The 25886-nt window shown below is 70.3% G+C and carries 19 protein-coding genes; 12 read left to right on the top strand and 7 right to left on the bottom strand.

Annotated features, from left to right (window positions below; all coding sequences use genetic code 11):
• Positions 1–220 precede the first annotated feature (220 nt).
• Positions 221–862, top strand: a complete 642-nt coding sequence (locus AB0B90_RS20605; protein WP_350942875.1) for a hemerythrin domain-containing protein — start codon at positions 221–223, stop codon at positions 860–862.
• A 118-nt stretch (positions 863–980) separates the two neighbouring features.
• On the opposite strand, the gene AB0B90_RS20600 is transcribed toward AB0B90_RS20605, so the two are convergent.
• Entirely contained in the window at positions 981–4418 is a 3438-nt protein-coding gene (locus AB0B90_RS20600; RefSeq protein WP_362924097.1) for a BTAD domain-containing putative transcriptional regulator, read from the bottom strand.
• A gap of 103 nt (positions 4419–4521) precedes the next feature.
• Between AB0B90_RS20600 and AB0B90_RS20595 the strand changes: the two genes are divergently transcribed.
• On the top strand, positions 4522–4833 hold the full coding sequence (locus AB0B90_RS20595; protein WP_350942873.1) for a hypothetical protein: 312 nt from the start codon (positions 4522–4524) through the stop codon (positions 4831–4833).
• A 192-nt stretch (positions 4834–5025) separates the two neighbouring features.
• Here the strand turns inward: AB0B90_RS20595 and AB0B90_RS20590 are convergent, their stop codons facing one another.
• A complete protein-coding gene (locus AB0B90_RS20590; protein WP_362924095.1) occupies positions 5026–6084 on the bottom strand; it encodes an LLM class flavin-dependent oxidoreductase in 1059 nt (352 codons plus the stop codon).
• Between the two features lie 263 nt (positions 6085–6347).
• Here AB0B90_RS20590 and AB0B90_RS20585 point away from each other — a divergent pair, with 263 nt between their 5' ends.
• Together AB0B90_RS20585 and AB0B90_RS20580 are read left to right on the top strand one after the other, a co-directional pair.
• A complete protein-coding gene (locus AB0B90_RS20585; protein ID WP_362924093.1) occupies positions 6348–6755 on the top strand; it encodes a YciI family protein in 408 nt (135 codons plus the stop codon).
• A gap of 69 nt (positions 6756–6824) precedes the next feature.
• Positions 6825–8198, top strand: coding sequence for a sigma-70 family RNA polymerase sigma factor (locus AB0B90_RS20580; protein WP_362924091.1), 1374 nt, complete (start codon positions 6825–6827; stop codon positions 8196–8198).
• Positions 8199–8288: 90 nt separating this feature from the next.
• On the opposite strand, the gene AB0B90_RS20575 is transcribed toward AB0B90_RS20580, so the two are convergent.
• Together AB0B90_RS20575 and AB0B90_RS20570 are read right to left on the bottom strand one after the other, a co-directional pair.
• Entirely contained in the window at positions 8289–8900 is a 612-nt protein-coding gene (locus tag AB0B90_RS20575) for a DinB family protein (protein ID WP_362924089.1), read from the bottom strand.
• Positions 8901–9037: 137 nt separating this feature from the next.
• On the bottom strand, positions 9038–9733 hold the full coding sequence (locus AB0B90_RS20570; RefSeq protein ID WP_362924087.1) for a class I SAM-dependent methyltransferase: 696 nt from the start codon (positions 9731–9733) through the stop codon (positions 9038–9040).
• A gap of 204 nt (positions 9734–9937) precedes the next feature.
• On the opposite strand from AB0B90_RS20570, the gene AB0B90_RS20565 reads away from it, so the two are divergent.
• Entirely contained in the window at positions 9938–10534 is a 597-nt protein-coding gene (locus AB0B90_RS20565) for a GNAT family N-acetyltransferase (RefSeq protein WP_350942865.1), read from the top strand.
• Positions 10535–10748: 214 nt separating this feature from the next.
• Here AB0B90_RS20565 and AB0B90_RS20560 read toward each other — a convergent pair whose 3' ends face one another.
• From AB0B90_RS20560 to AB0B90_RS20550, 3 genes are read right to left on the bottom strand one after another with little or no spacing between them, the layout of a single operon-like run.
• Positions 10749–11477, bottom strand: a complete 729-nt coding sequence (locus AB0B90_RS20560; RefSeq protein WP_362924084.1) for a sulfotransferase family protein — start codon at positions 11475–11477, stop codon at positions 10749–10751.
• Entirely contained in the window at positions 11474–12457 is a 984-nt protein-coding gene (locus AB0B90_RS20555) for an aldo/keto reductase (protein WP_362924082.1), read from the bottom strand. The genes AB0B90_RS20560 and AB0B90_RS20555 overlap by 4 nt, the downstream gene beginning before the upstream one ends.
• A gap of 55 nt (positions 12458–12512) precedes the next feature.
• Positions 12513–13673 carry an argininosuccinate synthase domain-containing protein gene (locus tag AB0B90_RS20550; protein ID WP_362924080.1) on the bottom strand — a complete coding sequence of 387 codons (1161 nt, stop codon included), beginning with the start codon at positions 13671–13673 and terminating at the stop codon, positions 12513–12515.
• A gap of 928 nt (positions 13674–14601) precedes the next feature.
• Here AB0B90_RS20550 and AB0B90_RS20545 point away from each other — a divergent pair.
• From AB0B90_RS20545 to AB0B90_RS20515, 7 genes are all read left to right on the top strand, one after another.
• Entirely contained in the window at positions 14602–17685 is a 3084-nt protein-coding gene (locus AB0B90_RS20545) for an amino acid adenylation domain-containing protein (RefSeq protein WP_362924078.1), read from the top strand.
• Between the two features lie 5 nt (positions 17686–17690).
• On the top strand, positions 17691–17867 hold the full coding sequence (locus AB0B90_RS20540) for an MbtH family protein (RefSeq protein ID WP_350942859.1): 177 nt from the start codon (positions 17691–17693) through the stop codon (positions 17865–17867).
• A 17-nt stretch (positions 17868–17884) separates the two neighbouring features.
• Positions 17885–21178, top strand: a complete 3294-nt coding sequence (locus AB0B90_RS20535) for an amino acid adenylation domain-containing protein (protein WP_350942857.1) — start codon at positions 17885–17887, stop codon at positions 21176–21178.
• The gene (locus AB0B90_RS20530; RefSeq protein WP_350942855.1) at positions 21178–21990 is read left to right on the top strand and encodes an alpha/beta fold hydrolase; all 813 of its coding nucleotides are present in this window, start codon (positions 21178–21180) and stop codon (positions 21988–21990) included. The genes AB0B90_RS20535 and AB0B90_RS20530 overlap by 1 nt, the downstream gene beginning before the upstream one ends.
• Positions 21987–23123 carry an acyl-CoA dehydrogenase family protein gene (locus tag AB0B90_RS20525; protein ID WP_350942853.1) on the top strand — a complete coding sequence of 379 codons (1137 nt, stop codon included), beginning with the start codon at positions 21987–21989 and terminating at the stop codon, positions 23121–23123. The genes AB0B90_RS20530 and AB0B90_RS20525 overlap by 4 nt, the downstream gene beginning before the upstream one ends.
• Positions 23120–24190, top strand: a complete 1071-nt coding sequence (locus AB0B90_RS20520) for an acyl-CoA dehydrogenase family protein (protein ID WP_350942851.1) — start codon at positions 23120–23122, stop codon at positions 24188–24190. Before AB0B90_RS20525 ends, AB0B90_RS20520 begins: the two co-directional genes overlap by 4 nt.
• A 219-nt stretch (positions 24191–24409) precedes the next feature.
• Positions 24410–25885 (top strand): aspartate kinase, encoded by a 1476-nt coding sequence (locus AB0B90_RS20515; protein WP_362924075.1) that lies wholly within the window; start codon positions 24410–24412, stop codon positions 25883–25885.
• Position 25886 lies beyond the last annotated feature (1 nt).

The raw sequence follows: 25886 nt of genomic DNA, 5'->3' as shown, positions 1-25886 counted from the left end.
GATGCGAAATCAATAGAGGTCCGCCCGGACCACCACACGCTCCCCGCGACGGACCCCGCCCGATCTTCGGCCCGCCCCCTCGAATCCCGCCCGGGAACGCGGGGGAAACGGGCGCGCCGACCGGTCACGGTTCGCCACCAAGTGACCACCAAGTAGCCCATAAGAGGACCGTCGCATCGTGGTCGGGTAAGCAGCCCGCACCGACCGAGGAGCCCTCGACATGACCCCGGAACTTCTGGGATTCCAGATCACCCACCGCGCGATGCGCGGTGACGTCCGCCGCCTGGCCGCGCTCGCCACCCAGCTGGCCGAGGGCCGGCAGTCGGCCGACCAGACCCGTGCCCGCGCCATCGCCGATTTCATCACCACGCTGAACCGGGGCATCCACCACCACCACACGATGGAGGACAAGGTGCTCTGGCCCGTCCTCGAACGGTCCGCCGGAGCCGAGGTGGACCTGCGCGACCTGAGCGACGACCACGCCGACCTCGACCCGCTGCTGGCCGAGATCGACGGCCAGGCCGCCGCGTTCGCCTCGACCGGCGACGCCTCCGCGCTCGCCAAGTCCCTCACCCGGCTCGCCGACATGCTCGACGAGCACATCACGGAGGAGGAGCGGCTGCTCTTCCCGATCATCAGGAAGTACGTGTCCGTCGCCGACTGGCACCGGGTCGAGACGGAGGTCCGCAAGGGCGGGAACGTCAGGATCGACCTGCCGAGGATGGAGCAGTACGCCGAGCCCGACGAGATGGCCCGGCTGCGCAAGCTCGCCGGTCCCCCGCTGACGGTGATGCTCTCCCTGTTCCGGCGGGGCCACCGGCGGCGGCAGCGGCTGATCTTCGGCCCCCTCGCCGTCTCCTGAACGGGATCCTCACCGCGTCCTCGGCGTCTCCTCGGCGTCTCCTCGGCGTCTCCTCGAGACGGATCCTCGCCGCGTCTCCTCGTCCCGGCCCTTCAACGCGTCCCCTCGATCCGGGTTCTCACCGCCCAAGCGCCTCGGCGGCCCTGCGCGCCCAGTGCGGTGATCCGATCCGATCCGCGACGGCCACCGCCCGCTCGTAGTGTGCGGTCGCGTCCCGGCCGAGGAGGACGGCCAGGTCGCCCAGGATCTGGGCGACCGGCCCGAGGGTGATCGACCCCGAGTGCATCCCGGCCGGCTCGCCGTCCCAGGGCAGCAGGACCTCGTAGCAGTGCTCGGCCGCCCGCCGGTCGCCCAGCGCGATCGCGTTCTCCCCGCGCAGGCCCTGCCAGAGGAGCCAGTAGTAGTCCAGGCGGGGCTCCTGATCGGCCTGCCAGTACGTCCGCGCCTCGGCCAGGCGCCCCTCGGCGATCAGCGCCCTGACCAGGATGTCCGAGAGCCCTTCCGGGACGAGCTCGTGCAACGCCAGCAGCTCGGGGATGTCCTGCGGCAGGCCGCCCGCCAGCCGCGCCGCGAACCGGCCGATGGGCCCCATGACGTGGGCGTTCGCCCCTCCGGCGGCTCTCATGCGTTCGGCGATGGCCAGGTAGGACCGCTCCGCGCCCTCGAAGTCACCCTTGATCAGCAGGATCAGCGTGTCGAGCATGGACAGCACGCCCAGCGCGAGACCGAGCTGGCCGGTGGTGGAGTGCTCCAGGGCGCGGTCCGCGTGGTGCCTGGCGGCGGCGAGGTCGCAGCGACCCAGGCTGACCATGAACAGGGCGTGGTGTCCCTGCATCGCGTACCCGGGCAGCCCCGCGCGGTCGCCGAGCTCGACCAGCTCACGGGCCACGACCTCCAGCTCGTCGCGGCGGCCGGGGGTCAGCAGCACGAAGTAACGGGCGTTGAGCGCCAGGCAGACGAGGTCCGTACGCCTCAGGCGCCTGGCGATCTCGACCGCCTCGGCGCTGTAGGCCCGGCAGCGCTCGTCGTCGTGCCCCTCCAGCTCGAAGACGAGCGTGGCCAGCAGCCGGCAGCGGGTCTCGTCGTCGGCGCCGTCCAGCGCCGCCACCAGCGCGTCGACGAGCGGCCGGTCCACGTGACGGCCCGGCTGGATCGACCAGGTCACCGGCGCGTCGTACGCGGTCAACGCCCGGTTCAGGCCGCTGCCCAGCCGCCGCGCGAGGGCGACGGCCCGCTCGCGGTTCTCCCTGGCGGCCAGTACGTCGCCCTCGTGCGCCTGTACGGCCACCAGCGAGCAGAGCAGGTCGAGCCGGAGCGCGTCGTCGTCGACGTGTTCCAGCGCTCCCCGGTAGAACGCCCCCGCCTCCCGATAGGAGTGCATCCCCCTCGCCTGCTCGGCCGCCGCCCTGGCGTAGGGCACCGCCCACCCCGCCGAGCCCGGGGTGGCCGCGGCGAGCGCGTGGTGGCCCAGCGCGGTGACCTCCCCCGGCCTGACCCGCTCCAGCGCGCCGACGACCCTGCCGTGCAGCCGGGTACGGCGCAGTACCGGCGTGTCCTCGTACAGGGTCTCCCTGACGAGCACATGGGCGAAGCGCACCCGTCCGGGGGCGGGTTCGGTGAGCAGCCCGGTCACCACACCCGCCTCCAGCGCTTCGAGGGCGGCGTCCTCCTCGGCGCCCTCCAGGGTGAGCAGCACGTCGACGTCGACGTCCCTCCCGACGACGGCCGCGTCCCGCAGGATCCGCTGGGCCGTCGCGGGCAGTCTGGCGATCCTGCGGCGGATCAGGTCGCGCACGCCCGGCGGCAGCGCGCGGGCGGCCGAGGTACCGTCCGTGGTGATCAGCCGCGCGGTCTCGCAGACGAACAGCGGGTTGCCGCCGGTCCGCTCGGCCACGGTCCGGGCGGTCACCGCGTCCACCTCCCGCCCCGAGCGCTCACGCAGCAGCAGTGCCACGTCCTCGTCGCCGAGCCCGCCCAGGTCGATCCGGTGGGTGTCACGCCCGGCCAGGGCCGCCCAGGTCGCCCCCAGGTGCTCGACGGCCTCGGTGGGCCGGTAGGTCGCGACGATCATGATGTCCGCCTCCGCGCCCCCCGTGGCGAGGTGACGCAGAAGCTGGAGCGTCTCGCTGTCGGCCCGGTGCACGTCCTCCATGACCACCAGCAGCCGGGTGCCGCGCCCGACGACCCGGGAGAGGTAGTCGCCCACCGCGCGGGCCAGCAGGAACGGTCCCGCGGGCGGGGCGTCGTCGTCCAGCAGCGGTGCCAGCCGGACCGCCAGATCACCCTCCGGCGGCCGTTCCACGGCCAGGGCGCGCAGCACCTCGCTCCACGCCCACGCGGGCGGCGCCCCGCCGTCGGTCTCCGGGCACTGCCCGGTCGCGGTCAGCCAGCCGCGCTCCGCGAGCCGCCGGGCGAACGCGGTGGCCAGGGTGCTCTTACCCGCTCCCGGATCACCGCCCAGCCACACCGTGCGCACACCGCCCCGGCGCGCGACCGTTTCCAACGCCGCCAGTTCCTCGGTACGGCCCACAAGACCGGAACCGGGGTCGTCAAGGGCCTCGGGGACGTCGAGAGCACGACCTTCTCCCCTGTCACGGCCCGTGTCCCTGTCCCTGTCGTGCTCCTGGCCCTTGTCCCCGTCCCGACCTCGGTCGAGCCCCCGACCCCGGTCGTGGTTCGGGCCGCGGTCACGCCCCGCCCGGTCCGGCCCCGGCCGTCCCCGACCTCCCTGATCCGGCGCCCTCCCCCCGTTCCCCACGGCGTCCGAGCGCGGCGTCCGTACCCGAACGGGCGCCTCCACCCGGTTCAGGGAGTCGGCGTGGGCCAGGATGTCGGCCTCCAGCGAGCGCAGCGCGGGGCCCGGCTCGATTCCCAGCTCGTCGGCGAGGGTCTCGCGCGCCGTCCTGATCGCGCCCAGGGCGTCGGCCTGCCGCCCTGCCCGGTAGTAGGCGAGGGCGAGCAGCCGTACCGCGTTCTCCCTGAACGGGTGGGCGCGGACGTGCCGCTCAAGCTCGACCTCCGCGTTGCGGCCGAGCGCCAGCAGTGCCTCCGCCCTGTGTTCCACGGCGACGAGCCGCAGCTCTTCGAGCCGCGCGGCCTCGGGCTCGGCCCACTCGTCGTCGGCGAACTCCCCGTACGCGGGTCCCTGCCACAACCCGAGAGCCCGGTCCACCGTCTCCAGTGCCCGTGCCCCGTCCCTCTCGGCGAGCGCGGTCCCGGCGGCCTCGACCAGCCGGGGGAAGGACCAGGCGTCCACCTGATCGGGATCCAGCCGCAGACGGTAGCCGGGTACGGCGCTGACCAGCACCGTGGCGGGCGTGCGCGGCAACCGGCCGGGTTCGAGCACCCGCCGCAGGTTGGACACGTAGACCTGGAGGGCGGCCAGCGCCTTCGGCGGCGGTTGCCCGCGCCACAGGTCATCGATGAAACGATCGGTGGAGACCACGTGCCCGCCCGCCGCGACGAGCCTGGCCACCACGGCCCGCTGCCGGGAGGTGCCGAGGTCCACCGTACGGCCGTTGATCTCCGCCTGGAGCGGACCAAGAACACGCAACATAACAAAAGGCAGGGTATGCGCCCTTCGGCTGCTTCTGGCAAGCCCTGAGCCCTTCCTCGCCTTCGACGAACACCCAAACCTCTGACGAACACCGGGGAGCACGATGTCGCAGGATCGCCGCAGGGAAACGATCCGGGCGCTCGACGAGAGCGACCGGCCACACCTGTACTGGCACGGGGTGGACGGCGACGGCCACGTGTGGCTGTTCGAGACCGTCATCGACAGCGGCGGGGAGTACTGGCCGGTGAGACACGCCGAGCTCGGCTCGGACGGCATCGCCCGCACGTACTCATGGCGCCACATCGAGGACGAGCACGGTTTCCTGGCCGAAGGGCCGATCTATCCCGGCGACTTCGGCCTGAACGCCCTGACCTCGCAGGAGTTCGACACCCTGTGGGCCGCGATCGGCGGATGAGTGCCCTGGCGGTGACCCGGCTCACCCGCCCGGAAGCGTGACCGAGTCTTCGGCAGGAAAGCCTCTCGCACGACTCACCCGGCCGGGGCCGTCGCCCGGTTCCCGGCCGGAAGCCCCTCGTACACCTCTCGGCTCACCCGGCCGGAACCCTGACCAGGATCCCGGCCGGAAAGCCCTCGCACACCCCTCGGCTCACCCGGCCGGGGCCGTCGCCGAGGTCTTGGCCAGCAGCCCCCTCACCCGCGGCACGACCTCCTCGCCGTAGAGGCGGATCGAGTTCATCAGCTTCTCGTGCCCGAGCGTCCCCGAGCTGTACTTGAGCTCGAAACGGTTGACGCCGAGCGTGCTCACGGTCTTCGCGATCTTCGCGGCCACCGTCTCGGGTGATCCGACGTAGAGCGAACCCTCGTCGGCCTCCGTCTCGAAACCGTCCCGGGACGTGGGACCCCAGCCGCGCTCACGGCCGATGCGGTCGTGCAACGCCCGATAGTGCGGCCAGAGTTCTTCGCGGGCCTGCCGGTCGGTCTCGGCGATGTGACCCGGCGAGTGCACCCCGACCGGCAACCGCTCGACCTCCAACTGGGCGAGGGCGCGGTGGTACAGGTCGACGTACGGCGCGAAACGCGCCGGCGCACCGCCGATGATCGCGAGCATGAGCGGCATCCGGTAACTCGCCGCGCGCACCACGGACTGGGGGCTGCCGCCGACGCCGATCCAGGTGCGCAGCCGGCCGGACTCCGTCTTCGGATACACGTGCTGGTCCTTCAGCCCGGCACGGAGCCAGCCCTGCCACGTGACGGGGCCCTCCTCCAGGAGATGGGAGAGCAGGTCGAGCTTCTCCTCGAACAACTCCTCGTACTGGGCCAGGTCGAAACCGAACAGCGGAAACGACTCCGTGAACGAGCCGCGGCCGAGAATGATCTCCGCGCGGCCCTGGGACACCGCGTCCAGGGTCGCGAACTTCTCGAAGACCCGTACCGGGTCGTCCGAGCTGAGCACGGTCACCGCGGTGCCGAGGCGGATGCGTTCGGTGCGACCGGCGATCGTCGCCAGCACGATCTCCGGTGCCGAGATCGCGAAGTCGTCCCGGTGGTGCTCCCCGACGCCGATGGCGTCGATCCCCACGCTGTCGGCGAGCACCGCCTCCTCGACGACGTTGCGGATCACCTGCGCGTACGGCAGCCGGTTTCCGTCCGCGTCGGCGGTGACGTCGCCGAACGTGTCGATCGCGAACTCAAGCGGTGCGACCATGATCCCTCTTTCCCAACGGTTTCCCAACCGCCTCTCAACAGCCTCTCAAGGCTCTCACCGGCACGGGCAGTAGACGAAACCACGGCACCGGGGCGAGAATTCCGGCATCCCCACCCCGCCTCTGACCTGCTACTTCGTGCTCCGGCACTGCGGCAGGAACTTTTTTCCGCCGAATGTCGGCCAGAATGTCGAGAACACGGTCGCCTGCTTCTACCTGTGGGTGAGAGCGTCGAGGAGGACGCTCGAACGTGAGGAGCGATGGCATGAAGTACATGATTTTGATGCAGTTCAGCGGTCAGATGAAGGACGCGGTGCCGCCGATCGACACCTGGCCTGTCGAGGACGTCCAGGCCCACATCCAGTTCATGCAGGACACGAACGGCAAGCTCGTCGAGTCCGGGGAGTTCGTGGACGGCCAGGGACTTGCGGCCCCCGACCAGGCCAAGATCGTACGGGCCGGGGAGGGCGGCGCGGCCGTCGTCACGGACGGCCCCTTCCCCGAGACGAAGGAGTTCCTGGTCGGCTACTGGATCGTCGACTGCGAGAGCCCCGAGCGGGCGATCGACCTCGCCGCGCACATCTCGGCGGCCCCCGGCCCCGGCGGCCGGCCGCTGAACATGCCGATAGAGCTGCGCCAGGTGATGTCGGACGCTCCCTCCGAGGAACTATGACCGCTGAACGGCCCGGTCCCCGGAGGACCGCGACCACCGACATGCCTGGCACCCAAAGGGCCGTGGCCGTTGGATAGCCCTGCCGCCGACGCCGTCGACGACCTGCTGCGCCCGCTGGTGCCGCAGGTCGTCGGCGTGCTCACCCGGCGGTTCGGGGACTTCGCCGCCGCCGAGGACGCGGTCCAGGAGGCACTGATCGACGCCACGGCCCAGTGGCCGGACGAGGGCGTCCCGGCCAACCCGCGCGGATGGCTCATCCAGGTCGCGTACCGCCGGATGACCGAGCAGGTACGCAACGAGCAGGCGCGGCGCCGCCGGGAGGAGTTGGTCGCCACCCGGGAGCCCTCCGACCGGCGGACCGCCCCACCGGCGGACGACGCGTACGAGACGGACCGGGACGACACGCTCACCACCCTGTTCCTGTGCTGCCACCCGGCGCTCACCCCGGCGTCGGCGATCGCCCTCACCCTGCGGTCCGTGGGCGGCCTGACCACGGCCGAGATCGCCAGGGCGTTCATGGTGCCCGAGCCGACCATGGCGCAGCGGATCAGCCGGGCCAAGCAGCGCATCAAGGCCTCGGGGATCCCGTTCCGCATGCCGGCTCCCCGGGAAAGGGCGCGACGGCTCGGCTCGGTGCTGCACGTGCTCTACCTCGTCTTCAACGAGGGCTACGCCAGCAGCGCCGGACCCGACCTGCAGCGGGTGGAGCTGTCCCGCGAGGCGATCCGGCTGACCAGGATGGCCCACGACCTGCTCCCCGACGACTGCGAGGTGGCCGGGCTCCTCGCGCTGATGCTGCTCACCGACGCCCGGCGTCCCGCCCGTACCGACCCCGGCGGCACCCCGATCCCCCTCGCCGAGCAGGACAGGAGCCTGTGGAACGGCGCCGCCGTCGCCGAGGGCGTCGCGCTCGTCACCGCCACCCTGTCCAGGGGCGCGGTCGGCCCCTACCAGCTCCAGGCGGCGATCGCCGCGGTCCACGACGAGGCGGCGACGGCCGAGGAGACCGACTGGCCGCAGATCCTGGCGCTGTACGGCCTGCTGGAACGCATGTCCGACAACCCCATGGTCTCCCTCAACCGCGCGGTCGCCGCCGCCATGGCGCACGGTCCGGAAATCGGCCTCGACATGCTCAGAACACTCGGCGCCGACGACCGCCTCGCCGACCACCACCGCTTCTACACGGCACGTGCCCACCTGCTGGAGATGGCCGGTGACCGGCGGGCGGCCCTCGCCGACTACCGCGCGGCGGCGAGCCGCACCACGAGCGCCCCGGAACGCGACTACCTCACCACCCGCGCCGCCAGACTCACCACCCCGAACCAGCCGGAACTCAGCCCCAATGGCCTGCCGACTCTCTTCGGCACCTGTCAAACAGGTCGGGGCGACACTTCGGAACGAGTGGAAGAGATCCTGACCGAAGGCCACGGTCACGAAGCGTGATCGACACGGCCCCGATCATGGCCGTGACCTTCCGGGACCACAAGAACCACGAACGCTGTGAACGGTTGACGTGGCCGGGTGCCCGGGGCTCTAGGGCCGCGCCGAAGGCTCGGCTTCCCCGCCGACCTCTCGCGCGACATGCTCCAACCGGTCTCGGTAGCCCTCCCACCATCCCTGGTCACCCAGTGCCATGGCATCTCTGTTCTTGCTCAGTCCGACGGCTCCGTCGATGATCTCCCTGACGATGTCGGCGTGCCCGGCGTGGCGGTCCGTCTCGGCGATCATGTGTATCAGGATCCGGTGCAGTGTCACCTGACTCCGGTCATCCGGCCACCACGGCACCCGGCCGATCGCGTCCAGCGCCAGTGCCTCGATCGTCGCGTCCGAGTGCGTCCACGCGCGGTGATACAGCCCGACGATCTCTTCGCGCGATTCATCGGCGGTCGCCCACATGTCCGCGTTGGGTTCGGCTCCGTCCTCGAACCAGGGAAGCGGCTCCGCGGACGGCCGCCCGAAAGTCTCGCCGAAGTATCCCAGCTCGACACTGGCCACATGTTTGACCAGTCCCAGCAGGTTCGTACCGGTCGGCGTCAGCGGGCGGCGGATGTCGTACTCCGAGAGCCCGTCCAGCTTCCACAGCAGGGCTTCGCGGGCGATCCGCAGGTAGTGGTGGAGGTCCGACTTCATGTCCGATTCAGCCATGGCGGACATCCTTCCACTCCGGCGCCGGCGGCAGTCTGTGGGCCCTGAACCTTCCGGACAGGCGCTCGTCGCCTTACCGCCCCATGCCGAAAAAGCCGCGCCTGTGCGCTCTCGACAGGGGCTCCGTCGTCCACACGTCAGGGACGAGTCAGCCTGACGGAGAGAAAGGACGGCGTCCGGTGCAGTTTGTCGTATCTGGCCTCGTCGATCTCTCGCAGGCCGGGTACCGGGCGCGGCTCGACGAGCCGTTCCAGGACGAATCCGGCGGTGAGCAGCTCACCGAGGAACGTCTCCAGCGGCATGCGCTGGTAGCGGATGGAGAACGAGCCGCTCTTGAGGGGAAGATCGACCCAGTCGTCGGCGTAGTACGAGCCGCCGAAGTGGCGCCAGTCGGCCGTCGGATGGGTCGTCGAGACCAGCAGCCACCCGCCGGGCCGCAGCACGCGCCGCAACTCGCCCAGCAGTTGCGCGCGACGAGTGAGGTGGTGGAACACCAGCGCGCACACGGCGCCGTCGAACGACGCGTCGCCGGCGAAGTCCAGCGGCTCCTCCAGGTCGTGCAGCCGCAACTCGGCCCGTTCGCCCACCCGTGCCCGCGCGTGCTCCAGCAGCGTGGCGCTGCCGTCGACACCGACCACCTCGGCGCCCCGCGCCAGCAGGTCGGCGGTGTAGTGCCCGCCTCCGCAGCCGACGTCGAGGACCCTCGCACCGGCGACGTCACCCGCGAGTTCCAGCATCGCGGGCCGATCGGTGTAGGCGTTGTAGGGGCTGATGTCGGCGTGGCCGGCGAAGTAGTCACCGAGGGCGTCGTGGTACGCGGTCTGCTGAGGCATCGACACATCATGACGACGACGGCCGTTCGTCCGCGAACGAATTTCCGGGACGACACGAGGTCGGCGCCGACGGCCCTCCTCCCTGCGCCCACACTCCACCTATAGTAACCTGTAAAAACGCTATAACAGTTATTCGCATTCGGAGGCGCGCGCCAGGAACCGCTCACGTACGTCAAGCCTTCAACCCCAGTCGGAGGATTCGAGATGACCACCCGTAGCGATCGGAAAGCGTCCGGCCCCCTCACCGCCAAAGAGCTGTCCAAGAAGACCTGGAGCGATTTCGAGACGGTTCTCGGGAGCAACGGAGGTGCCCGCGGGTGCTGGTGCATGCACTGGCGGCTGTCCATCGCGGAGTGGACGGAAGGAAAGGGCGAGGGGAACAAGCAGGCGATGAGTCGTCTCGCCCAGCGTGACCCGGCCCCCGGCGTGGTCGTCTACGAAAACGACACGCCGGTGGCATGGTGCTCGCTCGGGCCGCGTTCGTCGTTCCCTCGGCTGGAGCGCTCGCCGCTCCTCGCGAGCGTCGACGACGAGCCGGTCTGCGCGATCGCGTGCGTCTACGTCCAGAAGAAGCATCGCGGCTCCGGGCTGCTGCCGGCCGTTCTGGAGGCCGTCTGCGACTACGCGGCCTCCGCGGGCTACGAGGTCGCCGAGGGCTATCCGGTCGAGCCTCGCGAAGGGAAACGCGCGGGTGCGGACACGGCGATGACGGGAATGGCGAGCGCCTTCCTCGACGCCGGATTCTCCGAGGTGGCCCGCCCCCGCGACGATCGGCCGATCATGCGACGGAAGCTGGGGTGACGCCCCGCATGATCGGTCGACCGGTGAATCCCTCTCGTGCGTCCGGCGGAGCGGGACGCACGCCCGCGTCGCGACGTACCGGCACGTCACCGCCCCCTGCCACCGGCCGGTAAGCACGTCACCGCCCTCTGCCGCCGGCCGGTAGGACGGTGGCACGCGCTCGCGTCGCGTCACCGCCCCCGGCCCTACCCGGTCACGTCACCGCCCCCCGGCCTTACCCGCAGGTGAGGCGGTGGCGCGCGAGTTCGTCGTAGAACGGTTGGTGATGCTCGGCGACGCGGCGCAGGTGATCGTTGGTGTCGGGCGTCTCACGCCGCTCGGGCGCCTTGGCGACGAGCCCGCTGCTCTCGGCCACCTCCGCGTGCCACCGGTTCGTACGCTGCCAGTTCGCCTGCTGGCCGGGGTCCCAGCGCATCGCCTCGGGCATGAACTCCAGCCCGACCCGCTCGCAGTACGCCCGGACCGTCGCCTCCGGACTGGCCACCAGGTCGTCGCCGTCGATCACCAGGGGGATCTCGCCGGTCGCCGACCGCACGGCGTCGAAGATGGCGTGCAGGTATTCGAATCCGTACTCCTCCAGGGTGGCCTCGGGGTTGACGGCGTAGTGCGAGGAGATCGCGCTACGCGGTTCCCGGATCATGAAGGTGTTGATCACGTCGCCGAACAGGCGCTCGTCCTCGAACAGCGGGGTGTAGGTGTAGTCGGAGGTGTCCTTGGCGAACACCCGCCGCCCTTCGGCGTTCACCTCGAGCATCGCGTCGAGCAACTCGATCGCCGACGTGGCGCGCCTGCCCGCGAACTCGAAGTGGCCGTCCGTCTGGAGGTACGAGAACGGCTCGTGGGCCACCTCCAGGTCGCCGCGTTCGAGCATGATGCGCAGGAACGCCGTGGACCGGGATCGGGGCACGGCCCACAGCACGATGGGCTTCGACGCGGCGCTCATTGCGACCACGCCGTCGGCCGGCGGTCCCAGCGGTGTTCGCGCAACCGCGCCATCAGCTCCTCACCCAGGGGTTCGGCGTCACTGGCGGCGATGTTGGCGCGTACGTGGGCGGGCTTGCGCATACCCGGGATGACGGTGGTGACGTCGGGGTTCCGCAGGATGAAGCGCAGGGCGAGCTCGGGCATGGTCATGCCCTCGGGCACGATCCGCGCCAGCCGTTCGGCGCGCTCCACGCTCGCGACGAGGTTCTCCGGTACGAAGTAGGTGTTGCGCCAGTCGCCTTCCGGCCAGCGGGTGTCGCGGGTGAGGGTGCCGGTGAGCGTTCCCTCGTCGAAGGGCACCCGTGCGATCACCGCCACGTCCAGCTCACGGCATGCCGGGAAGAGCTCGTCCTCCGGGGCCTGGTCGAAGATGTTGTAGATGACCTGTACCGCGTCGATCAGTCCGGTCTTCAGGGTCTCCAGTACGTTCCAGGGTTCCCAGCGGTTGACGCTGATGCCGACGCCTTTGATCAGCCCGCGTTCCTTCATCTTGATGACGGCGTCCTGCCACGCCGCGTCGTGTGCCCAGGCGTCCTCCCAGACGTGAAACTGGAACAGGTCGACGGACGGGGTGCCCAGCCCTTCGAGGCTGCGGTGCAGACACTCCCAGAGATAGTCCGGCGGGTACACGTCGGACAGCTTGGAGTCTCGGGTGGACGGCCACTCGCGATCCTTCGGCGGGGGTTTGGTCGCGATGCGCAGGCGACGCTCCGGGTGCCTCCGCACCAACTCGCCGAGCATCCTCTCGCTTTCCCCGCGGCCGTAGATCCAGGCGGTGTCGAAGAAGTCGCACCCGAGCCGGACGGCCTCGTCCAACGCGGTGTCGCCCGTCTCGCCGTCGGCGCCGGTCCATCCGCCCTCGCCTCCGGCTATGCCCCACATTCCGTAGCCGACGTCGCCGACCATCCAGCCCAGCCGGCCGAATCGACGCTCACGCATCGCCTCCTCCTTTCATCCAGATGGCTCGTTCATACGGTTCTTTCGGACGGTCCTTTCAGACGGCGACCACCTCGCTCCAGCGGTTGCCGCCCGAGCCGAACCGTGTCTGCTGCACCACGTGACCGGCCACCTTCATCCGCTCGACCCTGACGACGCCGCGGTGGACGGAGAGGGTCACGCTGCCGCCGAGCTCGCCGACGAGCCGGTCGATCGCGTCCCGCGCCGCGCACGCGGCGGGATCGAGCCACCGCGCCTCGTACAGCGCGGCGCCCAGAACGCCTGCCAGCCGGTCGTGGAGTTCGCGGCCGGCCGCGTCGAGGCCGGCCTGCAGGACGCGGGTCCACGCGCGTTCGAGCAGCTCAAGCCCCGGCGCCTCGTAGACGCCCCGGCAGACCGTGCCGATGATGCGCCGTTCGACCACGTCACGAAGCCAGACGCCGTGCCGTGACCCGATCTCGTTGGCCCGCGTCATCCACTCGACCGGGTCAGGCCCGCTGCCGTCGACGTCGGCGACGCGTCCTTCGTGGAAGACGACGGTGACGGTCTCGGGCTCGGCGGAGGTATCCCCCGGCCATCGGCTCCACCGCGGCCGAAGGCGGGTGACCGGCGTTTCCAGGTCTTCCAGCTCGGCCGACTCGTGCGAGATGCCCGCGAGGTTGGCGTCGGTGGACCGGTCGGCGCCGCTGCCGTGGTCGAGGTGCAGCCCGTGCTCGGTGACCGCCGCGAGCATCGCGTCGCGATCGGGGAACCTCTCCAGCGCCCGCGGGCTCGTCCACGGCTCGACGACGGACATCTCCGGGGCGACCTGGGTGCCGTAGCGCGCGAACCGGCGCTGGTCGTTGCCCCCGCCGACACAGCCGTGGACGAACGTCCGGCATCCGTCCGCCCGCATCCTCGGCAGGACCTCGTTGACGAGCACGAAGCGGGACGCGCCGGTCGTGTTCCAGTAACCGCCGTCGTGACGGGCGCCGTACCGCAGCAGGTCCGACGCCATGGAGGCCATCGACGATCGTAAATCCATAACGACGACCTCGTCTCCGAAACTTCGCAGAGAAGAAACGAGTGCGTCCATATTCGTGATATCTGATTGACCGATATCGGCGAGATAGTGCCTCGCCGGAGTGGACGTCTCACGAAGCCAGACTCCGACGGCGAGGGAGGAGAGCCCTCCCGATTGGAATAATCCGACCCGCGTGTTGTCGTTGACCTGCTCCACAGCCTCCTCCTATATCCCGCCGGGCGAGATGCGACGCGATGATCAATAAGCCGACACTCACCCACACTACCCATGCACGACAATCCCTCACTCCTTGCTGGCCGACGAACTCCGCATCGAATCCCGGCGACCGGAAGCGATCTTTACGGGCGCCCTTACAGGCCATTCAGTTAAGTCGATCAAGAGCGCCGGGAGGTGCCCCGGATTGCCCACCGATAATTTATCGGCCACGATGTCGCATTGATCATTCTTTGATCCTCCGCTGGTCATCGTCCATTTTCGAGCGGATCTGACAGAAAAACGCGATCGGTGGATTAGCGGGCATCGGGTTGGGTACGGACGGACATGCCTTTCACACCCCCTCTGGGCGACGACGTCCTGTCGCACCGGCACCGGAGCCTTTTGTTCCACATTCCGGGTGGTCGGACCGCACATCCGGAATCAGCGTTTGTGTTGTCACCGATTCGGATGGGGGCGCGAAGCCGTCACGACGAGGAGCACCCGGACGCCCGTCGCCGCTCCACGCGAGCCTGGCGCTCATTTCCCCAGTTCACAGCTACTGTCAGCCGACCGCAGCGACGCCCGAGCTTGCGAACCCGGAGCAGGTGTCCCACTATGGAAGTAACCCGTAAATTAGTTAACGACGGTTACTTAATATTTTGTGCAGCACCTAAACCGACTGGCGTTGGGAGGAAACGCGTGGTCACCGCACGCACGAGCCGTCATGGAACGAATACCTATCGGCTTCGCATATTCGACCGAGAGCCGGGCGGCCGCCAGGCGCGCCGGAAAAACGCGGTGAACACCCCTTCGCCACCCTTGTGACGCTCGCCGAGAATCGGCCACGGCTATCTGAAGCCCACCTATCTGAATAGTGATCGATCTGCCTGACAGAGGACCTGTTGCCAGCCGAGACCATGGAAGCACGATGTCAAGCCATCAGCAGACGCACTTGATTGACGATGCCCGAACCGCCATTCACTTATCACTGGGTCCGCAGCATGCGTTCCCCCGGCAAAGCACAGTTCTCGACCTGTTCCACGAACAGCGGGAGAACGCACCGGACCGTCCCGTGATTCGCTATCGGGACATGACGATGAGCTACGCAGCCCTCGACGCCGCAGCCAATACAACGGCCAATCGACTGATCGGCGACGGCGTACTGACACGACATTTGATACCCGTGCTGATAGCGGAAGGGCGCGAATTCCCGGCCGCGCTCCTCGGAGTGATGAAGACGGGCTCGGCGTTCGTTCCACTGGATCCCTCCTGGCCGATCGACCGGCTCAGGACGATCGTCGCCGAACTGTCGCCACCCGCCGTCCTGGCGTCGCCGGCGACGGTGGAGACAATCACCGAACTGCGATTGTCCATTCCGACGGTGATCGTCGACTGCTCGAAACCTCCGCGTGATCCGGCCGACCTGGAACCGCCGCCCGCCGACCGTGCACCCGGGCCGGAAGACCTGATCTACGGGTTCTACACCTCCGGTTCGACGGGCACGCCCAAGTGCGCGCTCAACCACCACCGCGGCCTGGTCAACAGGTTGACCGCGATGTCGCGCCGGTTCGGCGACGGGGCCGGCCACGTGACGCTGCAGAACAGCCGGTCCACGTTCGACTCCTCGATGTGGCAGGTGCTGTGGCCGCTGACATCGGGTGGGCAGGTCGTACTGCCGGACCGCGACGGGATCCTCGACCTTGAGGAGACCGCGATGACCATCGGCCGCTACGGCGTCACGATGACCGACTTCGTCCCCTCGGTGCTCACGGCGTTCGTCTCCCTGCTGGAGACGCGCGAGGATCTGCGCGCCGCGACGTCGAGCCTGCGCCGCATGCTGATCGGCGGGGAGACGGCCGGTCCCGCCGTGGTGCACCGGCTGCGCGCGCTGCTGCCCGACCTCGAGGTCACCAACACGTTCGGGCCGACGGAGTGTTCGATCGGGTCGGTGTTCCACGACGTCACGGACGCCGACGTCGACCGGATCCCGCTCGGGCGCCCCATCGACAACACCGCCGCGATCGTCCTCGACGAGGATCTCAGGCCCCTCCCGAAGAACGCCCCCGGCGAGCTGTACCTCGGCGGCGAGTGCGTCGGAGCGGGCTACCTCAACGATCCCGAGCGCACCGCGCGGGTGCTCGTGACCAACCCGTTCCCGGAGATCCCCGGCGAGAGGCTGTACCGGACGGGCGACCTGGCGCGGGTCGGCGAGGACGGGCTGCTGCACTTCAACGGCCGGCTCGACGAGCAGGTCAAGATCGGTGGGGTACGGGTGGAACTCGGCGACGTCACCTCCGCCCTCGCCGGCCATCCGCTCGTCGGCGACGCGATGGCGGTCGTGCTCGGCGAGGCGCCCGAGGCCACCCTGGTCGGTTGCGTCACGCCCCGCTCACCGGACGAGACACCCTCCGTGGAGGAACTTCGCGCGTACGCGGCGGAGAAACTACCGGCCGAACAGGTCCCGCACCGGATCGTGGTGCTCGACGCGCTCCCGCTCAACCGCAACGGCAAGGCGGACCGCAAGGCGCTGGCCGCGCTCATCGTGGCCGAGACGGCACGGCAGGAAGGCCCGGCCGAACACATCGAGCCGCCGACCAACCCGATGGAGGAGCTGCTCTGTTCGGCGTGGCGCGAGGTGCTTGAGCGGGAACAGGTCTCGGTGGTCGTCCCCTTCTCCGACTACGGGGGCACCTCGCTGAGCGCCTACCGGCTCACCACCGCCGTCAGCGAGCGGCTGGGCAGGCCGGTGCGGCCCAGGGACCTGCTCGTCGAGTCGACCGTGCGCGCACAGGCCGCGCGGCTGGCCGAGGGCGTCGACGACGACAGCGCCGAACTCGCCTACATCAAGCACGACCTGACGTGGCGCCCGCCTCGGACGCTGCTGCTCACCGGCGCGACCGGGTTCATCGGGGCGCACATCTTCGCCGAGTTGCTGACCCGCTCCGACGTCGAGCTGATCTGCCTGGTGCGGAGCCTCGACCCCTCGGAGGGCGCCCGGCGGCTGACCGAGGCCCTCGACCGGTACGGGCTCACGTCCGCCTGGCAGCAGCTACCGGCGGCGATCAAGGCAGGACGGGTCGAGGTCGTTCCCGGCGACCTGGGCAGCGAGCTGCTCGGCCTGCCGCAGTGGCGCTTCGACGCGATCGCGTCGGCCGTCTCCGGTGTCGTCAACGCCGCGGGCGCGGTGAACTTCCTGTTCGGCTATCTGGACCACCGCCCGGCCAACGTGCTCGGCGTGCAGGAGCTCATCAAACTCGCGTCGAGTGGTGCCCGCCTGCACACCCTGTCCACCCTGAGCATCTTCGCCCCCGGCGAGCAGGCCGCCTCCAGCTTCACCGAGGACCAGATCCCGGTGCTGGACCAGGTCGCCGCGGACGGCTACAACAGATCGAAGTACGTAGCGGAGAACCTGCTCGCCGACGCGCACCGCCAGGGCGTCAGCTCGGTGGTGTACCGCCTCGGTGAGGTCTGGCCGCACCGGAAGACAGGCGTGGCCAACCCCGATTCACTCGCGCACAACCTGTTGTACGCGTGCGCGCGCACCGGATGCGTGTTCCCCACGGAGGCCGAGGCCGACGTGACGCCGGTGGACGTGGTCGGCCGGTTCGTGGCGGGCGCCGCGATCGGCGACATCGAGGTGCCCGACGGCGCGATGCACGTGCTGTGGCCGACGAGGCTGCGCTTCGCCGACGCGTTCGACGTGCTCACCGCCCGATGCGGGCTCGACCGGGTCGGCTACGCGCGGTTCCGCGACCGCCTGGAGGCGATCGCCGAGCCCGACGAGCGGCTCGCCGGGCTGCACCTGCTGCTGCCGCCCGCGGCCTCCGGCCGTGACGCGGCGCCGGTCGAGTTCGACCGGATGTTCACCGACTGCTCCCGGCACTTCGACACCCGGCGGTTCGACCGGCACGCGGCCTCGCTCGCGCGGCCGACGGTGGACGGGCTCGGGACGCTCGACCGCTACCTCAGTCAACTAACCGATATTTCCGCCTTCGTACCTCAAGAAAGGTAGGCGTTGTGGAAGAGAAGTTCGCCGTGGTGATCAACCACGAGGAGCAGTACTCGATCTGGCCCGCCGGCCGGGAGATCCCGCCCGGCTGGCGCGAGGCCGGGGTCGAGGGCGACAAGGGCGAGTGCCTGGAACACATCGCGCGGGTGTGGACCGACCTGCGACCGCTGAGCGTGCGACGGTGAAGGAGGAGAAGGAGATCATGGCAAACCCCGAAGAGCGTGACGTCGCCGACATCAGACGCGCCCTGCTGGAGAGGAAGGTCCGCCAGCGTGTGGCGGAGAAGGCCGAACGGGAACGGATCGTCGCCGTCCCGCGCACCGGCAAGATGGCGATCGCCGAGCAGCAGCGATTCCTGTGGTTCCTGCACCAGATGGTCGCGGGCGCACCGGTCTACAATGTGCCGTTCGCGATGCGCCTGCGCGGGCCGCTCGACGTGAACGCCCTGTCCGAGGCGCTGCGCGGGATCGTCGCGCGGCACGAGAGCCTGCGCACCCGGTTCGGCGACGAGCACGGCGTGCCGTTCCAGGTGGTCGACCCGCCGCCGGAGACGTGGGAGCTGCCGGTCGTCGACGGGACCGAGGAGTCCGTCCAGGAATGGATCGACGCCCAGGTGCGCGAGGAGTTCGACCTGCGCAACAGGCCGCCGTACCGGTTCGCCGTACTGCGTCTGGGTCCCGAGGACCACGTGCTGTCCATCGTGTGGCATCACATCGTCATCGACGGATGGTCCTCGCGCCAGTTCGCCGAGGAACTGACCGCCCGCTACACCGATCCGAGCGGCTCGCAGTTCCCCGAGCTGAGCCTCCAGCCCGCCGACTTCGCGGCCTGGCAGCGGCTCTGGCTGCTCAGCGAGGAGCCGGCCAAGCAGATCGACTCCTGGCGTTCCGCCCTGGACGGGATGGAGCCGCTGGAGTGGCGCGGCGACCGGGAGCGTCCGTCGGCGCCCACCGGGGCCGGCCGCATCTACGAGGGCCGCCTGCCCGACGAGCTCGCCCGAGGGATCCGCGACCTGGCCCAGGCGGAGAACGTCTCCCTGCTCGCCCTCACGATGGCCGGATACCAGGTCGTGATCAACCGCTACACCGGCCAGGAGGACATCGCGCTCGGATCGGTCTTCTCCGGACGGACCCGCTCGGAGACCGAACCCATGATGGGGTTCTTCGCCAACACGGTGGCGGTCCGCGGGAACCTCGGGGGCGATCCGGTGTTCCGCGATCTGGTGCACACCACCAACGACACCGTCCTGGACGCGATGGCCCGCCAGGACATGCCGTTCGGCCGGATGATCGAGGAGCTCGGCCCGGAGCGGATCCCGGGACGGAATCCGCTGGTCGCGCACCTGTTCACGCTGCTGCCCGAATCGATGATCGCGCGCTGGAGCCTGCCCGGCGTGGACGTCGAGATGCTGACCCCGCAGCCGGAGACGACCAGGTTCGACCTCACGTTCCAGATCAACGACCTGCCGGACGGCGGACTGGGCGTGTGGATCGAGTACTCCTCCGAGCTGTTCGACCACGAGCGGGTCGAGCGCCTGGTGGAACACTTCACGACGGTGATGACCGACGCGCTGTCCAGGCCGGACGCCCGGATCGACTCGCTGGACATCATGCCCAACAGCGAGTACCTGCGCGTGCTCACCGAGTGGAACCCCGAGCCAGGCGAGCGCGACGAACGCCTGCTGCACGAGCTGGTCGCGGCGCGCGTGGCCGAGGCGCCCGACGCGGTCGCGATGCGTTTCGCCGGAGAGGACCTCACCTACGCGCAGCTGGACGAGCGCGCCAACCGGCTGGCGCACGCGCTCGTCGAGGAGTTCAAGGTGGCGCCGGGGAGCGTGGTCGGGGTGCTGCTCGACCGCGGCTTCGACCTGCCGGCCGCCGAACTCGGCGTGCTCAAGGCGGGCGGGGCGTGGCTGCCGCTCGACCCGCAGTATCCGCCGGAGCGGCTCGCCTACCAGCTCGAAGACGCCGACGTGGCCGCGGTCGTCACGACCTCGGACCTCGTGGACCTGCTGCCCCCGAACGTGGGGCGGATCCCGCTGGACACCGACGCGCTCGACGGCCGGGAGGTCTCGCCGCCCTCGGTGCACGTGGCGCAGGAGGACACCGCCTACGTCATCTACACCTCGGGCTCGACCGGCACCCCCAAGGGAGTGATGGTCCCCCACCGGGCGGTCGCGAACTTCTGCACCACCTTCCGGCGGATGTTCTCGGTGACGCCGGACGACCGGATCCTGCAGTTCTCCAACCCCGCCTTCGACGTGAGCGTCTCGGACGTCTTCTCGACGCTCACCGCCGGCGCGACCATCGTGGGCGCACCGCGCTCGGAGCTGCTCGACCCCGAGACGCTGCAGGCGCTGCTCGCCCGCGAGCGGGTGACGATGGTCGACATCCCCCCGGCCGTGCTCGGGCTGCTCGATCCGTCCGCCCTGGACGACCTGCGGGTGTGCTTCATCGGCATGGAGCCGTTCGGCCCCGACCTGGTCAACAGGTGGCGCAAGCCGGGACGCGAGTTCCACAACGGATACGGCCCGACGGAGGTCACCGTGACGTGCGTGGACTACCTGTGCCCGCCGGAGCCGCTGGACGGACCGCCGCCGATCGGCCGGGCGATGGACAACCAACGCGCCTACGTCCTGGACAAGAGGTTGCGGCCCGTGCCGGTCGGCGTCCCCGGGGAGCTCTACATGGCGGGCGCCGGTCTCGCCGTCGGCTACCTCGGCCGGCCGGACCAGACCGCCGAGAAGTTCCTGCCCGACCCCTTCGCCCCCACACCGGGCGAGCGCATGTACGCCACCGGTGACCTGGCGCGCTGGAACGGCGAAGGCAACCTGGAGTTCCTGGGCCGGGTCGACCGTCAGGTGAAACTGCGCGGGCTGCGCGTGGAGCTCGGCGAGATCGAGCACGCCGTCGAGAGCTTCGAGGGCGTACGGCAGTGCGTCGTGACCGTGCGCGACGCGGGCACGACGTCGGCGTGGCTCGCCGCCTACGTGGTCGGCGAGTTCGAGCCGGACGCGCTGCGCGAACACCTCGCCGGGCGCCTCCCCCTGCACATGGTGCCCACCGACTACGTGCGGCTGGAGCAGCTCCCGCTCACCTCCACGGGGAAGGTGGACCAGACGAAGCTGCCCGACCCTCGCCCCGAGGGCGACGCGGGACAGGTCGAGCTGACCACCGAGACCCAGCGCCGGCTCGCCGAGATCTGGCAGAGCCTGCTGAGCCTCGACCCCGGGAGCGTCGGCGCGCAGGACAACTTCTTCGTCCTCGGCGGCAACTCGCTGCAGGTCACCCAGATGATCTCGCGGGTACGCGACGCCTTCCAGGTGACGCTCGACCCGCGACGGCTGTTCAGCTACCCGCTGCTCAGCCAGTTCGCCGCCCAGGTCGACGACGCGCAGCGCGCGCTGCTCGGCGACGACGAGGTGGCACAGCTGGAGGCTCAGGTCGCCGATCTGTCCGAGGAGGAACTCGACCGGCTGCTGAAAGAGTCGAGCTGATGGGCGGTTCGCGTCCCTCCACCCTGGAGGAGAAACGAGACGCGCTGCTGAGGCTCCGGCTCCGGCGCAAACGGGAGGAGGCCCTCTCCCTGCGGAGGGCCCCCTCCGCCCCGGCGGAGGGGCGGCCGCCCGCGTCTCCGCTGGTGCCGCTCAGTCGCGGGGGCACGAAACCACCGCTGTTCCTCGTACACGCGGCGGGCGGATCGGTGGCGCCCTACGTCACCCTCGCCGCGCTGCTCGGCGACGACCGGCCCGTCTACGCGCTGGAGGACCCGGGCCTGCACGGCGGCGTGACCGAGGGGCGGCGGCTGTCCGACCTCGCGGCCACCTACCTCGCCGCGGTCCGCGAGGTCCGGCCCGACGGGCCGCTGCACCTGGGCGGCTGGTCGGTCGGCGGAGCGGTGGCGCTCGACATGGCGCGCCAGGACGGCGACGTCGCGGTGACGTTCGCGCTCGACACCGCCCTCCCCGAGGAACCGTCCCATCCCTGCGACGACGAACTGCGGGCGTGGTTCGCCGCCGACGTCGCGGAGATGGGCGCGGAACCGGACACCACCGAGATGGCCGAACGATTCCCGGTGTTCGCCGCGAACGTACGCGGACTCCTGACGTTCCGTCCCACCCGGGTGGGCGGCCGGGTGGTGCTGCTGTGCGCCGAGGACGCCGACCCGGACAAGCTCGACGGCTGGCGTGCCTACGCCGACGAGATCCAGGTGGTGCGCGGCGACCACTACACCATGCTCCAACCAGCACACGTCGAAGCCCTGGCGGACGTGATGCGCGACAGATTAAGCGAGGTGAGTGTCCGATGATGCCGGCCTTCACGCCAGAGCAGGACGGCTTCCGGCAAGAGGTCTGCGGGCTGTTGTGCGAGGACGCGGTGAGCGCGGAGATCGCACAGTCCCGGCGGATGCCGTACGGGCAGGAGAGCGGCCTGCTCGACGTGCATCGGCGGCTGGGCAAGCTCGGCCGGCTCGCGATCAACTGGCCGGAACGGTACGGCGGATCGGGCGCCACGATCGTGGAGAAGGCGATCCTCACCGAGGAGATGATCCGCCACGGCGTCCCCGAGAACGTGCACTCGCTCGGCGTCGACATCGTCGGGAACGCCATCCACCTGTTCGGCACGCCGGAGCAGAAGGACCGGTTCCTGCCTGGCCTGGCGCGCGGCGAGATCACGGCCAACGTGCTGTTCAGCGAGCCCGACGTCGGCTCCGACCTCGCGTCGCTGACCACGCGCGCCGAGCCGGACGGCGACGGCTGGCGCCTGTACGGGCGGAAGATCTACAACATGAAGGCGCAGCACAGCGAGTTCGCGCTGTGCGCGGCCCGTACGTCGACCGGCCCGGTGAACTTCTCGGGGATCACGCTCTTCCTGGTACCGCTGCAGAGCGTGGGCACGGTCATCGAGCCGGTGTGGAACCTGTCCGAGGAGCGGTTCGACCTGGTGACGCTCGACGGGATCCGGCTCGGGCCCGAGGACGTGCTCGGCGACGTCGACGACGGGTGGCAGGTGCTGGGCAAGGTGCTCCCGCTGGAGCGCACCGGGCTGGACCACTCGGCCAAGGCCGAGCGCACCCTGTCCGCGCTGCGCGAGCACGCGCCGCCCGGCTGCGAGGAGCGGCTGGTCCAGCTCGAAACCCGGGTGCGCGCGGCCCGCCTGCTGGCCTGGCGGTGCATAACCAACCTGCACGAGGGACGGCCCGACGAGGTCCACTCGGCGACCGCCAAGTGGTACACGTCGGAGACGGCCAAGGAGGTGTCGCTGGCGGCGGTCGAACTGCTCGGACCACGGGCGCTGCTGGACGCACGCGACCCCGAGGCCATCGCCGAGGGTGTCTTCGACGCCGCGTTCCGCGAGGCTCCGGGACTCACGCTCGCCCAGGGCTCCTCGGAGATCATGCTCTTCTTCGTCGCCACATCGAAATTGGGGTTGCCGTCATGACCACAGTGGAGACCAGAGCGGAGAGCACGGCGTTCGCCGACTTCTTCGACGGAGATCTGGCGCCGCTGGTGCGGCGGATGACCGATCGGCCTCGCCCGGCGGGTGGGGAGACCGACGACGACAACCGCGAAACCCGCGCGATGGTGTGGGAGGGGCTGGTCGGGCTCGGCGCGCTGCACACCTCGGACACCGTACGGCTCGCCGAACTGCTCGGGTCGGTGCTGTACCAGGGGCCGCTGCTCGACACGCTCACCGCGCGGGAGCTGTTCCCCGACGACATCGGCGAAGAACCGGTGGCGCTCGCGGTCGCGGCCGAGCCATGGTCCGACCAGGACGGTGCGATCTCCGCGCGGCGGGCCTTCGTCGGGTTCGCGGCGGAGGTCGACCACTTCGTCGTGGGCGAGGTCGGCGTGGGTGGAGCCGACGTGAACGGAGCCGGCGTCGGCCAAGCCGACGCGGATGGAACCGACGCGGGCCGAGCCGACACGAACGGAGCCGACGCGGGCGGCGCCGACACCACCGGGCCGCGCCTCGCGCTCGTGCGTGCCGGCCATCCGTCCATCACGATGCGGCGCCACGAGGAGACGAGCCGGGGCGAGACGTACCGGGTCGAGTTCGAGGGCACGCCCGCGGTGGCCCGGGCCGACTCCTCCGCCGCGTGGGAGGCGGCGCTCGCCAACGCGCGGGTGCGCCAGGCGGCGTATCTGGTGGGCCTCGCCCAGGCGGCGCTCGACCACGCCGTCGACCACGCCAGGACACGCCGCCAGTTCGGCCGGCCGATCGGCAGGTTCCAGGCCCTGTCCTTCCGGCTCAGCGAGCTGTCGATGCACATCGACGCGACGCGCCTGCTGGTGCACGACCGCGACGCGGCCTCGCACGCGGCGGCCAACCTCGCGGCGGCCTCGGACCTGGCCCGTACGGTCACGACGCGGACCATGCAGATCCACGGTGCCGCGGGCATGCGGTCCGACAACGACGCGCAGCTGTACTACAGGTGGGCGGCGGCCGAATCGGTACGGTTCGGCACACCGTCCCGGCTGCGGCGCGAAAGCCGGGACACACGATGACGGAGGCCGCGGCGGCCGGGAGGCCGTTCCGCACCCGCGGAACGGCCTCCCGGCCGCGACGACACCTCGCGCGTCGACCGGCCGACCGTGTCGGCCACGCCGACAGGGCCGGTCGGGCCGGTCACTTCGACCGCACCGGCCGCGCCGGCCGTCGAGCCGGAAACCCGGCCGAGCATGCCCGGATGGTTCTCAAGGAAGCACGTGACGCAGGAGTGAACGATGGGCCTGGTGATACAGAAGTACGGCGGAACATCACTGGGTGACGTGAGCAAGATCAGTCACGCAGCGCAGCGCATAGCCGCCGCCGATGGATCCGTGGCCGTCGTGGTGTCCGCGATGGGCGGCACCACCGACGCCATGCTTGAACTCGCACGCGACCTCACCGACAATCCACACGCCCGGGAACTGGACATACTGCTCAGCACCGGTGAACAGGCCTCCGCCGCCGCACTCGCCATGGCGCTGCACGAGCTGGGCGTACCCGCCCGTTCGTTCAACGCCCGCGACGGCGGCATCATCACCGACGGAGTGCACGGCTGCGCGCGCATCGTCAACGTTCACCCCGAACAGATCCGCGAATGCATCCAGGCCGGCTATGTCCCCGTGGTGACCGGCTTCCAGGGCATCGCCGCGGAAAGCGGCGAGCTGACCACCCTGAGCCGAGGCGGCTCCGACACCACCGCCGTCGCCCTCGCCGCCGCGCTACGGGCCGAGGTGTGCGAGATATTCACCGACGTCGAGGGCGTGTTCACCGCCGATCCCCGATACGTCGCCGAAGCCCGCAAACTGAGCCACCTCTCCTACGAGGACATGGCCGAGCTGGCCGCGGGCGGCGCCACGGTGCTCGCCCACTCCAGCGTCCAGTACGCAGGTACCCACCGTGTTCCCCTCCACGTCCGGTCCAGCACGACCGAGACCACCGGCACCTGGGTGACCGGCTCCCGCTCGACCACCCCGCCGGACGGCGAGCGGTTCACCGCCGTCGGCGTCGCCCACCGGACGGGTCAGCTCCGCTGCCGACTCGACGGGGTCGTCCCCACCGCCCTCACCACGATCGCCGCCATGCTGGCCGACCCCGCGCTGTCCGTGGACATGCTCGACCACCTGGCCGCCGACGGCTCCGGTCACTCCCTGCGGTTCGTCGTGAAGGCCACCGACCAGGACCAGGTCAACGGGGTGCTCGCCGACCTGCGCGCGGCGGGCGCCTTCGGTGAGTGCCACTGGTCAGGGCCGGTGGGGAAGGTGTCGCTGGTCGGCCACGGGTTCTGTGCCCGCCATCCCCAGGTGCGACTCCTGCCGGGCGCGCTCGCGACCCACGGCGTCACGGTGCGGGACATGACGGTCCGTACCCGGCGGATCTCCATCACCTGCGCCGAGTACGAGGTGCTCAACGCCGTAAGACGGCTTCACCGGATGTTCCTCTCCGCCGACACCCACACGGATCCCTACTCCCACGCGGGTCGTTCTCCCGGCGGCACCCACGCGGACCTCTCCTCGTACCCGGATCGTTCTCCCCGCGACACCCACGCGGCCCCCTACTCCCACGCGGGTCACCCGGCACGCGGAACCCCGCACGCCCGCGCCGAGGCTCCAGCGGGAACGGGCGAGATCCGGGACACGACCGCGCAGGGACCGGCCCAACCCCATCTCCTGGAATCTCCGGCCCGATGGTCGGCAGAGACGAAAGGCGGGTGAG

It is taken from the genome of Streptosporangium sp. NPDC049078, assembly GCF_040648855.1.
Lineage (GTDB): Bacteria > Actinomycetota > Actinomycetes > Streptosporangiales > Streptosporangiaceae > Streptosporangium.
This window is presented reverse-complemented; position numbering and strand designations above follow the sequence as displayed.